Origin of the sequence: Pseudomonas sp. CROZ-RG-20F-R04-15 (assembly GCF_022662375.1) — a bacterium.
Lineage (GTDB): Bacteria > Pseudomonadota > Gammaproteobacteria > Pseudomonadales > Pseudomonadaceae > Aquipseudomonas.
Genome location: NZ_JAKNQL010000020.1, coordinates 89,889 through 103,974 on the forward strand (window position 1 = coordinate 89,889; position 14,086 = coordinate 103,974).

15 protein-coding genes, 1 tRNA gene and 1 pseudogene are annotated in these 14,086 nt (G+C 56.2%); 14 read left to right on the forward strand and 3 right to left on the reverse strand.

What is annotated here, in order from left to right; translation table 11 throughout:
* Nucleotides 1-134: 134 nt before the first annotated feature.
* The 4 genes from L8H52_RS23320 (at nucleotide 135) to L8H52_RS23335 (ending at nucleotide 3,138) form a co-directional block, all read left to right on the forward strand.
* Nucleotides 135-1,193 carry a PDDEXK nuclease domain-containing protein gene (locus L8H52_RS23320; RefSeq protein ID WP_242208871.1) on the forward strand — a complete coding sequence of 353 codons (1,059 nt, stop codon included), beginning with the start codon at nucleotides 135-137 and terminating at the stop codon, nucleotides 1,191-1,193.
* Nucleotides 1,194-1,261: 68 nt separating this feature from the next.
* A complete protein-coding gene (locus tag L8H52_RS23325; protein WP_242208870.1) occupies nucleotides 1,262-2,236 on the forward strand; it encodes an alpha/beta fold hydrolase in 975 nt (324 codons plus the stop codon).
* A gap of 29 nt (nucleotides 2,237-2,265) precedes the next feature.
* Nucleotides 2,266-2,679 (forward strand): hypothetical protein, encoded by a 414-nt coding sequence (locus L8H52_RS23330; RefSeq protein WP_016986326.1) that lies wholly within the window; start codon nucleotides 2,266-2,268, stop codon nucleotides 2,677-2,679.
* 6 nt (nucleotides 2,680-2,685) lie between these two features.
* The gene (locus L8H52_RS23335; RefSeq protein WP_180698710.1) at nucleotides 2,686-3,138 is read left to right on the forward strand and encodes a hypothetical protein; all 453 of its coding nucleotides are present in this window, start codon (nucleotides 2,686-2,688) and stop codon (nucleotides 3,136-3,138) included.
* 70 nt (nucleotides 3,139-3,208) lie between these two features.
* Here L8H52_RS23335 and gabP read toward each other — a convergent pair whose 3' ends face one another.
* On the reverse strand, nucleotides 3,209-4,600 hold the full coding sequence (gabP, locus tag L8H52_RS23340) for a GABA permease (RefSeq protein WP_150649963.1): 1,392 nt from the start codon (nucleotides 4,598-4,600) through the stop codon (nucleotides 3,209-3,211).
* Nucleotides 4,601-5,153: 553 nt separating this feature from the next.
* Here gabP and L8H52_RS23345 point away from each other — a divergent pair.
* The 8 genes from L8H52_RS23345 (at nucleotide 5,154) to L8H52_RS23380 (ending at nucleotide 11,339) form a co-directional block, all read left to right on the forward strand.
* A complete protein-coding gene (locus L8H52_RS23345) occupies nucleotides 5,154-5,927 on the forward strand; it encodes an ABC transporter ATP-binding protein (protein WP_242208869.1) in 774 nt (257 codons plus the stop codon).
* 13 nt (nucleotides 5,928-5,940) lie between these two features.
* Nucleotides 5,941-6,690: an ABC transporter substrate-binding protein gene (locus L8H52_RS23350; RefSeq protein WP_194935426.1), complete on the forward strand. Its 750-nt coding sequence runs from the start codon at nucleotides 5,941-5,943 to the stop codon at nucleotides 6,688-6,690.
* A gap of 78 nt (nucleotides 6,691-6,768) precedes the next feature.
* Nucleotides 6,769-7,461 carry an ABC transporter permease gene (locus L8H52_RS23355; protein WP_242208868.1) on the forward strand — a complete coding sequence of 231 codons (693 nt, stop codon included), beginning with the start codon at nucleotides 6,769-6,771 and terminating at the stop codon, nucleotides 7,459-7,461.
* Nucleotides 7,461-8,150: an ABC transporter permease gene (locus L8H52_RS23360; RefSeq protein ID WP_242208867.1), complete on the forward strand. Its 690-nt coding sequence runs from the start codon at nucleotides 7,461-7,463 to the stop codon at nucleotides 8,148-8,150. Before L8H52_RS23355 ends, L8H52_RS23360 begins: the two co-directional genes overlap by 1 nt.
* Nucleotides 8,131-9,366 carry a methyltransferase gene (locus tag L8H52_RS23365; protein WP_242208866.1) on the forward strand — a complete coding sequence of 412 codons (1,236 nt, stop codon included), beginning with the start codon at nucleotides 8,131-8,133 and terminating at the stop codon, nucleotides 9,364-9,366. The genes L8H52_RS23360 and L8H52_RS23365 overlap by 20 nt, the downstream gene beginning before the upstream one ends.
* Nucleotides 9,367-9,795: 429 nt before the next feature.
* Nucleotides 9,796-9,871 (forward strand) — tRNA-Thr (locus L8H52_RS23370).
* Nucleotides 9,872-10,494: 623 nt separating this feature from the next.
* On the forward strand, nucleotides 10,495-10,863 hold the full coding sequence (locus tag L8H52_RS23375) for a hypothetical protein (RefSeq protein WP_242208865.1): 369 nt from the start codon (nucleotides 10,495-10,497) through the stop codon (nucleotides 10,861-10,863).
* Between the two features lie 56 nt (nucleotides 10,864-10,919).
* Nucleotides 10,920-11,339 (forward strand): response regulator, encoded by a 420-nt coding sequence (locus tag L8H52_RS23380; protein ID WP_242208864.1) that lies wholly within the window; start codon nucleotides 10,920-10,922, stop codon nucleotides 11,337-11,339.
* Nucleotides 11,340-11,923: 584 nt separating this feature from the next.
* Here L8H52_RS23380 and L8H52_RS23385 read toward each other — a convergent pair.
* The gene (locus tag L8H52_RS23385) at nucleotides 11,924-12,142 is read right to left on the reverse strand and encodes a hypothetical protein (RefSeq protein WP_242208863.1); all 219 of its coding nucleotides are present in this window, start codon (nucleotides 12,140-12,142) and stop codon (nucleotides 11,924-11,926) included.
* A gap of 225 nt (nucleotides 12,143-12,367) precedes the next feature.
* Between L8H52_RS23385 and L8H52_RS23390 the strand changes: the two genes are divergently transcribed.
* Both L8H52_RS23390 and L8H52_RS23395 read left to right on the forward strand, forming a co-directional pair.
* Nucleotides 12,368-12,574, forward strand: a complete 207-nt coding sequence (locus tag L8H52_RS23390) for a hypothetical protein (protein WP_242208862.1) — start codon at nucleotides 12,368-12,370, stop codon at nucleotides 12,572-12,574.
* 8 nt (nucleotides 12,575-12,582) lie between these two features.
* Nucleotides 12,583-12,879, forward strand: coding sequence for a hypothetical protein (locus L8H52_RS23395; RefSeq protein WP_242208861.1), 297 nt, complete (start codon nucleotides 12,583-12,585; stop codon nucleotides 12,877-12,879).
* A gap of 747 nt (nucleotides 12,880-13,626) precedes the next feature.
* Here L8H52_RS23395 and L8H52_RS23400 read toward each other — a convergent pair.
* Nucleotides 13,627-14,086: pseudogene (locus L8H52_RS23400) on the reverse strand (hypothetical protein); the annotation flags it as partial.

Below are 14,086 nucleotides of genomic sequence, written 5' to 3' on the forward strand. Positions count from 1 at the left end.
TGGCGCATCTTTCAGCGGCAACGTCCTGCAACATCCATCCCTTCTTCCTTCCCACATCACCGTCTCACCCGACATACCCGCGCGACGACTCTTGGCATGCTTTGACGCCTGTTTCCAACGATGTGGAAGAGCCGATGAGCCCGCTAAAACCTGCTGACACGCAAGACCCGAAAATCGATTCATTGCTGGGGGAACTGGGCGAACTGATTCGCCAGGCGCGGCAAAAAGTGCTGCGTGCAGTGGATACGATTCAAGTGCAGACCTGCTGGCAGATCGGCAGGCATATTGTCGAATTTGAACAAGAGGGAGCCCAGCGTGCGGGCTATGGAAAACAGTTGTTGGCGTTGTTGGCGAAGGATCTGACGGCGCAGTTTGGTAAAGGGTTTGATGATCGTAATCTGCGATACATGCGCAGCTTTTATCAGTTGTTTCCAATTTGGAACGCAGTGCGTTCCGAATTGAGCTGGACACACTATCGTCGGCTACTGGGCGTGACCAATGAAAAAGCACGCCACTGGTACATGGACGAATGCGCCAACCTGAACTGGTCGAGCCGCGCCCTCGACCGCCAGATCCTCACGCTCTACTACGAACGGCTGCTCATGAGTCGCGACAAAGCCGATGTGATCGAAGAAGCCACCACCAATATCGAAGCGCTGAAATGCAATCCGCGCGAATTCATTCGCGATCCCGTCATGCTCGAATTTCTCGGTCTGCCCTCAGCGGGCAAGGTCAGGGAAAGCGGTCTTGAGCAAGCCCTCATCGACCACCTGCAGGGCTTCCTTCTTGAGCTGGGCAAAGGCTTTTCCTTTGTCGCCCGCCAACAACGCATCAGTACCGACGGCGTCGATCTGTACATCGATCTGGTGTTCTACAACTACCTGCTCAAATGCTTTGTGATCATTGATCTCAAACGCGGCAAGCTCAGCGCCCGCGATGTCGGGCAGATGGACATGTATGTGCGCATGTACGACGAGCTCATGCGCAGCGAGGGCGACAAGCCGACTGTTGGCATCATTCTGTCTGCCGAGAGCAACGAATCGGTGGCGCGCTACTCAATGCTCAAGGGTAATGAGCAACTGTTCGCCAGCAGTTACAAGACGATCCTGCCGAGTGAAGAAGAGCTGCGTGCAGAACTCAATCGCGAACAGGCCTTGATCGAAGAGCGAATGCTCACTCAATCCACTGAATAAAACCTGCGGATTGTTCCCGGGCGGCACGGCGACTATCGTTGGCAGCTTACCCGCCAAGGTCGATAGTCATGAGCTGTCAGGACATGCCCGCAACGCAGAATGTGCAGTCAAGGTCACCGACTTTGGCTGCAACGCCAGGGGAGCCTTTCAAGGAATCGGCTGCCGACGGGTATGTCCTTGGCGGTTTTACCTGGCGCCACGCATCACCCGATGCTCAGCGCTCGGTGGTCATCATCAACGCGGCTACTTCCGTGCGCTGCCGCCACTACTCGCGCTTTGCAGCTTATTTGTTCGCCAATGGCTTCGACGTGATGACCTACGACTACCGCGGCATCGGCGAATCGCGCTCCGTGTCGATCAAAGGCTTGAATGCTTCATGGACAGATTGGGGCGCCCTGGATTTCGAAGCGATACTCAACCGCGCGCAACGGGAGTTTCCCGGTCAGCCGATCGACGTGGTCGGTCACAGTTTTGGCGGTTGCGCGGCAGGGCTGGGCGAGTCCGGGCGGGTTATCCGACGGCTGGTCACCGTTGGTGCGCAGTTCGCCTACTGGCGCGATTACGCCCCCGAGCATCGCTGGCGCATGTTCGGCAAATGGCATGTCGTCATGCCGTTGCTGACGCTGTTCTACGGCTTTTTCCCCGGCAAGCGGCTCGGCTGGCTGGAAGATACGCCGACAGGCGTTGTGCGCGACTGGAGCACGCCTGCCGCGCGCTACGAACAGCGCCCAAGTGGGCGCGCACTGATGAAAAAGACCGGCGCCCTGCCCTTCGCCAACGTCCGTGCGCAAACCTTGGCCATCAGCATCAGCGACGATCCCTACGGCACAATTGCAGCCATCGAACGCCTGCTCGGTTACTTCAGCAACGCGGCAAAAACCCACCTGCGCATCGAGCCGCAGGACATCGACGAACAACAAGTCGGACATTTCGCCTTTTTTCGCAGCGCATACCAAGCCACACTATGGCCCATCGCTCTGACCTGGCTGCAAACCGGCGTATTGGCCCCCGACACACCCGGGCGGCAGATCCCGCGCAGCTGAGCCCCTCTCAACGCACGACGGAACACATCATGGCCTCCGCCAACAAGCAGCAGAAACGCGCCACCCGGGCCAAAGCCAAGGCCAAGCAGAACCGCACCAAACGCGCCGAAGCGCCGGTCGAGCTGGACCCGAACGATGATCGCATCGACTTCGAATCGGTGGACCTGACCGAGCTGTTCAAGAAAATGATCGACGCCGAGAAGATCAGCCAGCAAGCGCTGTGCAGCGCATTCCTCGAAGACCCGCTGCTGGAACTGGTTTATGAGCAGGAAGGCGAAGAAGGCGCGATGGACTTCATCCTCGCCGCGCTGATCGAGTATCGCCAGTGGTCGCAGGAAACCGACGAAGCCGGCGCGCTGGCATGGATCGAATCCCCGGCCTTCCAGGCCGACTATGTGGCGGCGTCCGACGCGATTGCCGCACAAACCCAACAGAAGAACTGAGTTCCCATGGCATCCCTGAACAAGCAACAGAAACGCGCCAAACGCGCCAAGGCCAAAGCCAAGCAAATCCGTATGGTCGGCCGCAAGCCGCTGGAGCAGGACGAAGACCTCGACCACCTCGCCGAGCCGATCCCGGAATACACCCTGGCGATGTTCAGCAAAATGCGCGACGCCGAAGCCGTCAGCCGCAACGAGATGCTGCTGACCTTGCTGCGCGAACTGGCGTTCGTCATCGTTGATCATCCAGAACTACTGGATATGGAAAACGCCGACAACGAAGGCATGGCCGCCACCCACCTGGCCGCCGACATGTTGATCGACTACCGCATGTGGGCCGAAGGCGTAACGATCGAAGAGGCCCAGGCCTGGCTGAGCGAGCCACAGTTCATCACCGATTTCGGGGTTGCGCTGGATGCTTATGGCAAGTCGGTGGAAGCGCAGGAAGACAAGAGCGAATAAACCCCGCTCACAAACAAAAACGGCCGCTCGTCATCACTGACAGCGGCCGTTTTGCATTACGCGTTACGGATCAGTTCAGCACCACCGCGCCACGTTTTTCCAGCTTGCGACGGCGTGCCACCAACAGACCGGCAGCCACCACCATCAGGCTCAGCAGGCCAGTCGCGAGGATCTCCACGCGGTGCGCTTCCTGGAACAGCATGATGGTCAGGGCCGCGACGATGAAGATGATCACCGCGTAGGTCAGGCCCGGGAACAGCCACATGCTGAAGACGATTTTTTCGCCGCGCGCCATGCGTTGTTTACGCATACGCAGTTGCGAGAAGGCGATCACCAGGTACACCAGCAGTGCGATCGCGCCGGAGCTGGCCAGCAGGAATTCGAACACCGCAGCCGGGGCCACGTAGTTGGCGAAGGTGCACAGGAACGCTGCGCCAGTCGACAGCATGACCGCCCAGTAAGGCGTGCCGCTCTTGTTGGTTCGGGTCGACATGGCCGGTGCATCGCCACGCTTGCCGAGGGAGAAGAGCATGCGCGACGAGGTATACAGCGCCGAGTTCAGGCAACTGGTCACCGCGACCAGAACCACAATGTCGACGATCATCTTCGCGTTAGGAATGCCCATGCGCTCAAGCACAGTCTGGTAGGAACCGAGGTTGGCCAGCGTAGGATCGTTCCAAGGGACCAAAGCGACAACGATGAAGATCGATACGAGGTAGAACAAGCCGATCCGCCAGATCACCGAGTTGGTGGCCTTGGAAATCTGCTTGCCCGGGTTCTTCGATTCCGCGGCCGCGATGGTCACGATTTCGGTACCCATGAAGGAGAACATGGTGGTCAGGATCGCGCCCAGTACCGCGCCCATGCCGTTAGGCAGGAAGCCGCCGCTGTCGAACAGGTGCGAAACGCCGCTGACCTGGCTGTTCGGCAGGAAACCGAAGATCGCCGCCAGACCGAGGGCAATGAAGCCGATGATTGCCAGCACTTTGATCAGGGCAAACCAGAATTCGAACTCGCCGTAATTCTTCACGCTGAACAGGTTGGTGATGGTCAGGAGCATGGTGATAACCAGCGCGAAGGCCCAGATGCCGACGTCTGGGAACCATGCGTGCAGGATGGTCGCAGCGGCGTTGGCTTCCAGCGGAATCACCAACACCCAGAACCACCAGTACAACCAGCCAATGGTGAAACCAGCCCAATGCCCAATGGCACGGTCGGCGTAAGTCGAAAACGAACCGGTGTCCGGCGAGGCAACGGCCATTTCGCCGAGCATGCGCATCACCAACACCACCAGGGTACCGGCGGCGGCATAGGCCAGCAGCACGGCGGGGCCAGCGGCCGCAATGGCGTGGCCGGAGCCAACGAACAGTCCGGCGCCGATCACACCGGCGATCGACAACATGGTCACATGACGCGGTTTGAGCCCCTGTTCGAGGCCATTGGAGCTTGGGGTACTGCTCATCGAAACTACCTTTGCAAGGAAAGCGATTGCGTCCGGCCCGTCTGGCATTTCCTTCTCGTAAAAAGAATCCAACGGGGCGTTCCTTATTCTGCACGCAATAAATGCGCCAAAATGTTTCAATCTCTTCTGGGCTGCGGCTTTGCGCGCGACCGGAGGATCATCGCAAGTCCTTGAGATTAATGGCTATTCGCCAGAGCGTTACCCTGCGACTCACTTTCAAGACGAATAAGCGCACCAGAAACACACTGAAAAAGTGTGGGATGCACAATAAAAGGGCGAATCAGGAACGTTCGACCGGATAGCGCTTCCAACACCCCGCCAAAGCTGGCAACATCGCGCCTTTTTTTACGCGACACCCACGGGTTTGCACGATCAAACACCCGTTCGGTTGTTGATGGGGCGACAGTCTGCTGTGCCGATGCGACAACCTGCCACACGCCACCCGTTAACCGCTCACAGCGCTGTTGGCTGCCATTGAAACGCTATGCTAGCTTGGCCGCCTCGCCAGGACGGCCATCCAACAGCTGGAGCGCAACATATATGAGGAACGCACATGGCTGAGGCCGCGCCCGCGCTTGAAATCCGCAACTTGCACAAACGCTACGGACAGCTTGAGGTGCTCAAAGGCATCTCGCTGACCGCCCGCGATGGCGATGTGATCTCGATCCTCGGTTCCTCCGGTTCCGGCAAGTCCACGTTCCTGCGTTGCATCAACCTGCTGGAAAACCCGCACCAGGGCCAGATTCTGGTGGCCGGTGAAGAACTCAAGCTCAAATCCGCCAAGAATGGCGAACTGGTTGCCGCCGACGGCAAACAGATCAATCGCCTGCGCTCCGAGATTGGTTTTGTATTTCAAAACTTTAATCTGTGGCCGCACATGAGCATCCTCGACAACATCATCGAAGCGCCGCGTCGCGTGCTCGGCCAGAGCAAGGCCGAAGCCATCGAAGTCGCCGAAGCGCTGCTGGCCAAGGTCGGCATCGCCGACAAGCGCCACGCCTACCCGGCGCAATTGTCCGGCGGCCAGCAACAGCGCGCAGCAATCGCCCGCACGCTGGCGATGCAACCGAAGGTTATCCTGTTCGACGAGCCCACCTCGGCGCTTGACCCGGAAATGGTTCAGGAAGTACTTAGTGTCATCCGCGCACTGGCCGAAGAAGGCCGCACCATGCTGCTCGTGACCCACGAAATGGGTTTCGCCCGTCAGGTCTCCAGCGAAGTGGTGTTCCTTCATCAGGGCCTTATAGAAGAGCAAGGATCGCCTCAGCAGGTGTTCGAAAACCCGCTTTCGGCGCGCTGCAAACAATTCATGTCCAGCAACCGCTAACGGAGCAACATGCATGCAGAATTTCAAGAAGGTCTTTCTGGCCGCAGCCGTCACCCTGGCGTTCAGCGCCGGTGCCATGGCTGAAACCCTGAAGATGGGCATCGAAGCGGCCTACCCGCCATTCAACAACAAAGACGCCAGCGGCAACGTGGTCGGCTTCGACAAAGACATCGGCGACGCCCTCTGCGCGAAGATGAAAGTCGAGTGCACCGTGGTCACTTCCGACTGGGACGGCATCATTCCGGCCCTGAACGCGAAGAAGTTCGACTTCCTGATCTCCTCGCTGTCGATCACCGAAGAGCGCAAGGGCGCGGTCGACTTCACCGACCCGTACTACTCGAACAAGCTGCAGTTCATTGCACCGAAAAACGTCGACTTCAAAACCGACAAGGACTCGCTGAAGGGCAAGTCCATCGGTACCCAGCGCGCCACGCTGGCCGGCACCTGGCTGGAAGACAACTACGGCAGCGATCTCAACGTCAAACTCTATGACACCCAGGAAAACGCCTACCTCGACCTGACGTCCGGTCGTGTCGACGCGATCCTCGCCGACAAGTACGCCAACTATGACTGGCTGAAAAGCGACGCTGGCAAGAACTACGAGTTCAAAGGCGACCCGGTCGTAGAAAGCGACAAGATCGGCATCGCGGTGCGTAAAGGCGATCCCCTGCGTGAGAAACTCAACGCCGCGCTGAAGGAAATCGTCGCCGACGGTACCTACAAGAAGATCAACGACAAGTACTTCCCGTTCAGCATCTACTGATCCTGACCTGTGGGACTGGCGCCGTGATTGAACGGCGCCGGCTCCCGACTTTGCCTGCCGCAATTTGAACAGAAACCCATGATTATCGACCTCTACGGATTCGGCCCGGCCCTCGCTGCCGGCGCGCTGATGACCGTCCAACTGGCTCTCACCGCCCTGTGTCTGGGACTGGTGCTCGGCCTGCTCGGTGCCTTGGCCAAGACTTCCCCGTACAAGCCGTTGCAATGGCTTGGCGAAACCTACTCGACCATCGTACGTGGTGTGCCGGAACTGCTTTGGGTTCTGCTGATCTACCTCGGCACCGTCAAGACGATGAATGCCATTGGCGAATATTTTGGCAATCCAGACCTGGCGCTAAGCCCCTTTGTGGCGGGCGTAACCGCACTCGGACTGTGCTTCGGCGCCTATGCCACGGAGGTATTTCGTGGCGCCATCCTGGCCATTCCGAAAGGACACCGTGAGGCCGGTCAGGCCCTGGGCCTGTCGAAATGGCGGATCTTCACCCGGTTGATCATGCCGCAGATGTGGCGCATCGCCCTGCCCGGCCTGGGCAATCTGTTCATGATCCTGATGAAAGACACCGCTCTGGTGTCGGTCATCGGCCTGGAAGAAATCATGCGCAATGCGCAGAACGCCGTGACCTTCGCCAAGCATCCATTCACCTTCTATCTGGTCGCAGCCATCATGTATCTGGGCCTGACCATACTGGCGATGGCCACCATGCACTTCATGGAAAAACGCGCCGCCCGTGGCTTCGTGAGGACGACGTAATGGAATGGGAAGTCATCTATAAGTGGCTGCCGAAGTTCTTTCAGGGCGCCGTCCTGACACTCGAACTGGTGGGCATCGCCGTTATTCTCGGGTTGTTGCTGGCGATCCCTCTGGGCATCGCGCGCTCCTCCAAGCTCTGGCTTGTTCGCGCATTTCCTTACGCTTACATCTTTTTCTTTCGTGGCACTCCGCTGCTCGTACAACTGTTTCTGGTCTACTACGGCCTGGCTCAGTTCGACGCCGTACGCGACAGTTTCATGTGGCCGTATTTGCGAGAACCCTTCTGGTGCGCTGTCGCCACGATGACCCTGCATACTGCCGCCTATATCGCCGAAATCCTGCGTGGCGCCATTCAAGCGATCCCGCCGGGCGAGATCGAAGCCGCGCGTGCACTGGGCATGTCCAAGGCCAAGGCATTGTTCTATATCGTCCTGCCGCGCGCCGCGCGCATCGGCCTGCCGGCCTACAGCAACGAAGTCATCCTGATGTTGAAGGCCAGTTCTCTGGCGAGCACGGTGACCTTGCTCGAACTCACCGGCATTACCCGCACGATCATTGCCCGCAACTACCTCACCGTGGATATGTTCTTCACCGCAGGCGTCATTTACCTGCTGATGTCGTTTGTTCTCGTTCAGGCATTCAAACAGCTGGAGCGATGGTTGCGCGTCGATGCCTGCCAAGGGCGTTGACTCCTCCTGCGTGCTGACGGGCGAGGAGTTACTCGCCCGCTTCACCGCGCTGGATGCTTTTTTGATTGAGCATCAGGTGCTGTGGAAACCTCGACCGTTCACTCATCTTTCGCTTGCTTGGGAAGCGTCCTACCCGGAACTGGCCTTGTGGCTACGCGGGCGGTCACTGGAAGACGCGGAAAACGCTCACAACCAACCTGCTGATCTTGTTGATGCGCCGGAGCCATTTGCTTCATTGGCGGCGTTGTCGGCTGAGCTGAGTGCGGTTGGCGAGTTGCCGCAGCATGCGCTGGAAGCCGCGGGCCATCGATTGAATGTCGATGTGCCGGGGCGCAAATGGCAGCAGATCGAGGCATTTGCCAGTCGATTGTCCTTCGCCGCGCAGCCGACGCACTGGCTCGATTGGTGCTCGGGTAAGGGGCACTTGGGTCGGCGCTTGTTGGGCTCGGGCCAGCAACTGACTTGCGTTGAATACGATCCGCTATTGGTCGCCAGCGGTCAGGCGTTGAGTCAGCGTCATCACTTGCACGCGTTGCATGTGGAGCAGGACGTAATGGCGGCGGACGCCTCTTCCGTGCTGAGCGCGACTCACACGCCCGTCGCCCTTCACGCGTGTGGCGATCTACATGTTCAGCTGATGCAACTGGCCAGCGCTGCCGGTTGCCAGCAAATGGCGATCGCGCCTTGCTGCTACAACCGCATCAGTCGTAGCGAATATCATGCATTGTCTTCGGCCGGTTCGAAATCGCTCCTACAGCTCTCGTTGGAAGATCTGGCGCTGCCGATGAGTGAAACCGTCACCGCCGGCGCACGCATCCGACGTCAGCGCGACACCTCAATGGCCCGTCGTCTGGCCTTTGACCTACTGCAACGGCAAGCGCGCGGCGTCGACGAATACCTGCCGACGCCCTCCCTGCCCAGCGCCTGGCTGGAAAAACCGTTCGCTGATTACTGTCGAGATCTGGCTGCGCTCAAAGAGTTATCCACAATCGGTGAGCCCGATTGGCCCGCACTCGAAGCGGCCGGTTGGCAGCGGTTGGCCGAAGTTCGCAACCTTGAATTGCTTCGCGGATTGTTCCGACGACCGCTGGAGCTTTGGCTGAATCTGGATCGGGCGCTTTTCCTCCTCGAACAGGGATACGTCGTACGCCTCGGCACCTTTTGCGACACCTCACTCACACCGCGTAACTTACTGCTGCTCGCCGAACGCGCTTAAAACGTTACAGCCTGTGGATAACTCTGTTGATGGTTTTCCCATGGATCCAATATCTGCGGCTGTTTCGCTGCGTTAACAGCACTGGTCATTTTTTGTTCACACAAATAAAAAACCTGTAAAACAGGGATTTGCGAACAAAATGAGAATGGGTTCACAAAACCTCGCCTCAGTACGAGTTGGCGCCTCTCAGTTGTGCATAAGCTGCCAATCAAAACGACATAACCGCCGAATAATGGGCGCGCCGAGCGAATAATCGCGGCCTCGCGAAAGCCGAAACTCCCCTGCCTTCCCTGCAAAACAGCCCTATCGTGCTTAAGGCGTAAATGCTGTGTTACGCATTGCGCAGGGCTTAATTTGCTGCGATGCAAAAATAGTCTGAATTCAGGGGTTTACAGGATCTTCCCAATCGCTATAATCGTCGCCCACAACGCCGGTATAGCTCAGTTGGTAGAGCAACTGACTTGTAATCAGTAGGTCCCGGGTTCGACTCCTGGTGCCGGCACCATACAAAACAAGGGCTTGCAGCGATGCAGGCCCTTTGTTTTTGGGTTACACGTAACAAGCCACGTAACAAGCGTCCTGAACGATCCCACACGCGGATCTTTTCTAACATGCGCAACGACGTATGCAGATGGCCTTCGCCTCACACAGTGAGCGAGTCTAGCGCCCGGCGAGTTCTGAAGGTCGCGCCTAAAATGTGTGACCCCGCGAAAAAAGAGTAATAAAGGTGATATGCCTTTCGAAAATTCGCTACAAGCCACGTTCTATAAGGCTTTCAGCGATTTTCTAAAAAGGTGATATCTAAGTGATATAGAAGTAATCGTATTACTCTTTTATAAGGTGATATTTCACAATCACCAAACCCAATGAAACCGGGGGTTTGGCCGAAATATCACTTTTCATATCACTTCATATTACTTTTCCGTGTGATATCGAACCCCTAGTAAAACCGGGGCGTCCAGCGCATTTTTCCCGCCGTATTACTTTTATTACTCTTTTTGAAAAGCCCTCCCTCTTCCTGAGAAAAAATCTCATCTACACGCACTTCAATCTGCCGTTTAGAATTCGCGTCTCGCTATCTCAAGATGCCGGAAATTTCATATGAGACGCCTCACCAAAGAGCCAGCCTTGCCAAAGATCGATGTTACGAAGGAAGGCCGTTACTGGCGGCTAGACTGGGATTACCAGGAAGCACCCGAAAGCAAAGTGTTGCTCACCAATAGAGAGTTTTTAGACGGCTACGTTTGCGGCCTGCTTGACGCATTAGGAGTGTCGGCAGGTGGAATATGCCGCCCCTCAGCTCGCACGGGCACAGTCAAGAAACTGAGCGAAAAAACGGCTCTGCACCTGAGCACGCTACTCGAAGACTTGCTGCACTCGCACGTCAAAGCAGAACACCGTCGCCTGTTGAATGCAGCGGAAGTCGAGGACATGATGAGAGGGTGCAAATTGGAAGGCGCTACAGATCACAAATTCGGTATCACCCGCGAACACTAAACGTCCTAAGCTGTCCTTTCGATAGAGTAAAATTCTGACGATTAAGGAACGACCTAGTGAATGTGAATTGGGAAGGGTTGGAGCCGGTCGATGGGTTGGTAATCGTTATCGAGGATGACCCTACCCTTCGTGGACTGATGGCGGACATTTTGACCGACATCGCTGCCGAAGTTTTAGAGTTTGGGACAGCCGACGACGCGCTCACCTATCTGCTCGAACACCGAGGCAGTTGCTCCCTCGCAATTGTTGATCACGGTTTGCCTGGACAAATTCAAGGGGCGGAGTTTATTGAGCTTGCCAAGAGCCGTTGGCCCGCGATCGCCACAATTCTGACTTCCGGATATTTGATCGAACCAGCAACCGTGCCATCGGGAACAATTTATCTGCACAAGCCATGGTCGATGGACGACTTCGTTGACTCCGTCACTACCCTTCTGCAGCCTGTGAATGGTTCGACTGGCATGACGAAATCGTAGGTTAAACCGTGAGTAACTATCAGATCGTTGCCCTTGCCTTCGCGATGACCATCACATGGGCCGCATTAGTGGCTTGGATTATGTCGTGGTACTGGTAGCTGAGAAGTTGTGAAACATCCGACTTAATCTCAAACCCCCGTCCCACTTGGGCTGGCTCCAGCCTCTCACCGCCGAACGCTGGGTTCACCCACCCTTAAAATTCGATACGTTCAGAATTTGAAAAAGTGCTCTAGCGCCTATTTTTCTGTACCTCGCCCTTACGGGCCGGGGCATTCAGGCTGGCGCGCAGATCCCACTCACCTTGCCAAGGTGTGCAACTTCGCTTCATTTTTTTTCAAAAGTTTGCACACAGTGAAAACGTCTCCTACCTCTATAGCCCCACAGGCGGCCTGAGCCGTAGGCTCGTTTGCACCGCCTCACCTTTTGCACAAAAAAATGACGCAAAGCCCGTTGGCGGGAGGGGGATAAGTGCTTTTTCGCCAATTTTTTTTAAAAGAAGATCGATTTGTTGCAAACAGTTTGAGTACCCGCAGGGCTGCGTCACCATGAACTCCAGCATTTCGCGTGCAGAGCTTAGAGATTCGCTAACACTGCCGTAGTCGCATGATCGCGTCTGTTAACGCTTGTGCATTTGTGTCCATGGCTTCCATGGCGACGAGTGCATTATCTGCAACATTCGCCGCGCCACTCTCTGAGAGCCATTTGGTGATCTCCTCGATTGCCGCGCCTAGGGCATGCTGGTTGTGTAGGAGCAATGTCAGAGCATCCGCTGTGGCGATCTTGCAGTCCGAGTTATCCATCATGGTTGCGTCCTTGAAAAGTGGTTCGGGAAGCCTAGCCCATCCTTCGAATGGTTCGCTGGTCGCTGCTAGCTTAGAGAGCCATAAACCGTCTCTGCCGCCAGTCGGCCTATTGATGTGAGGCGATATGTATGCCGATATACTGTTTGCATATACAGTATCTGAGTTGAGCAGGCAGTACCGATGAATAGAGAATCTGCAAGGGTCGTTATCTCGGGAACGCACGGAGTGGATCAATGGTGGGTCATGCTGCGTGACGAGTCGACGTTACTGGCAATGCCCGGCGCTCATTACAAAGCTTTGTTAAGGCAAGCGCATGCGCTGTACCAGGGCCAGGTGATCGATACTGATGAACTCGGCGAATTGCTTGAATTAGCGGACGCGGCGCTGGCCTACGCCGTTGAGTCTTTACTTGACCTCGACACTGACGAATAGGAGAACCCATGCACGTGCTTGTGACGCCTATGCGCTTACGTGGGATTGCACTGAATCCGAAGGAACGGCGCCGCTATCCGGCGATCCGGGGCAATGTCATGGTCAATTCTACTAACTGTCATGAGTTAGGCAGGGCTGCGAATGTTGCCCGCGTTGAGGTAGGAATGCCGCTCGATCCGGATCCGCTGCCACCTTTGCTTGATGCAACTCTGGCGGGAATGGCCGTAACCGGGTTCGTATTGAGTGGTATTGAGTACGTCGAAGGCTGCGCCTATGCACAGTCTTGGTGGTGTCGACTGGAATAAGAGCCGCAGGGGCCAGTGACCCCTGCGGTGATACCCTTACATTTCCCGAGCGAGAATAAGTAGACGGATCGTCCAATAAGCCGCTTGGAGCGCCCGGATCATTTCTTCGGGCAGGTAACGATTTATAAGTATCTTCATATAAAGATGCTCTGAGGGTTGATAGGATCGCAACTTAATAAAGGTGCGATAGTGTCCTACCCGCCTGATAACTCAACCCGCCGTCAAGGTAACTAATCAATATCATTCGTTAAATAATGATTATTTCCTACGTTCGGAAAAGCTCACAACTAACGCTTTTTGACAAGTATTCTTGCTTGACTGGTCTGTCACAGAGCCATACCCTTTGAGATTCCGGTAACAAAGAAGCACAGCCTTGGGTAGTTAGGAAGGATGCTAACACAGCTTTTCTGACGTGGAACAGCCAATGCGGCACATCCTAGGAACACAACAAAGCCCGGCCCCGCCCGGGCTTTGTTGTGTCTGGCACCAAGGCGAGAGCGCCGATTTGACACCGCTGCCTGAGACACAAGGGTTTCGTTGAGGCGTTGATCAAATTTGTTTACCGATATCGGTAAACTTTCGTAAACACAAGTAAACACTATGTCACGAAAACTTTCCGACAGACGGTCACCGGCAACTAATTGTATCAAACAAGGCGACCAACCCATCTTCCACACTTTACTGTGGAAACATGTACGAATAACGCATAACCATTTATACCCGCACACTCTCAATAGAAAAACATCCCTACTGCGTAACGCGCTTTAATACCCCTGCGTGTGATGCAGCCCATGCACTGTTCGTGGAAAAAGCAGCCGCGTTGGAAGGTGCCGGACTCGGCCCGTGCACGTGTGCAGCGATCTGAACATTCATCTGTTCCAACAGGTCGAGCACATCGCAGACAATCTGGAACAAGTTCACGCGGTCAGAGCCGATCCAATTCTTGGGCGCTTCCAGGCGTTGTCCCTTGCTGGCCACACTGCGCCGCAAACCCTCGATCCGCTCCTGCATATCCCCTCCCACCGTGGCGTTGTGCTTTTGCCCCACCACCAAGTTCAAATCCCGGCCGGTCGCCTGGTGCATATCATCCACCGCCGCCAGGCTCGCGGATCCACCCGACATCAGCTTGAGCGCGCCCAGCGCCTCGATTTTTTTCACACCACCCACATTCTCGGTCGAGTGGTCATCAATCGTCTGCGTGTGGCTC

Bases quoted from the DNA above. Each gene is read 5' to 3' on its own strand.
- L8H52_RS23320 (WP_242208871.1), top strand. From the start codon at position 135: ATGAGCCCGCTAAAACCTGCTGACACGCAAGACCCGAAAATCGATTCA.
- L8H52_RS23325 (WP_242208870.1), top strand. From the start codon at position 1,262: ATGAGCTGTCAGGACATGCCCGCAACGCAGAATGTGCAGTCAAGGTCA.
- L8H52_RS23330 (WP_016986326.1), top strand. From the start codon at position 2,266: ATGGCCTCCGCCAACAAGCAGCAGAAACGCGCCACCCGGGCCAAAGCC.
- L8H52_RS23335 (WP_180698710.1), top strand. From the start codon at position 2,686: ATGGCATCCCTGAACAAGCAACAGAAACGCGCCAAACGCGCCAAGGCC.
- gabP (WP_150649963.1), bottom strand. From the start codon at position 4,600: ATGAGCAGTACCCCAAGCTCCAATGGCCTCGAACAGGGGCTCAAACCG.
- L8H52_RS23345 (WP_242208869.1), top strand. From the start codon at position 5,154: ATGGCTGAGGCCGCGCCCGCGCTTGAAATCCGCAACTTGCACAAACGC.
- L8H52_RS23350 (WP_194935426.1), top strand. From the start codon at position 5,941: ATGCAGAATTTCAAGAAGGTCTTTCTGGCCGCAGCCGTCACCCTGGCG.
- L8H52_RS23355 (WP_242208868.1), top strand. From the start codon at position 6,769: ATGATTATCGACCTCTACGGATTCGGCCCGGCCCTCGCTGCCGGCGCG.
- L8H52_RS23360 (WP_242208867.1), top strand. From the start codon at position 7,461: ATGGAATGGGAAGTCATCTATAAGTGGCTGCCGAAGTTCTTTCAGGGC.
- L8H52_RS23365 (WP_242208866.1), top strand. From the start codon at position 8,131: ATGCCTGCCAAGGGCGTTGACTCCTCCTGCGTGCTGACGGGCGAGGAG.
- L8H52_RS23385 (WP_242208863.1), bottom strand. From the start codon at position 12,142: ATGATGGATAACTCGGACTGCAAGATCGCCACAGCGGATGCTCTGACA.
- L8H52_RS23395 (WP_242208861.1), top strand. From the start codon at position 12,583: ATGCACGTGCTTGTGACGCCTATGCGCTTACGTGGGATTGCACTGAAT.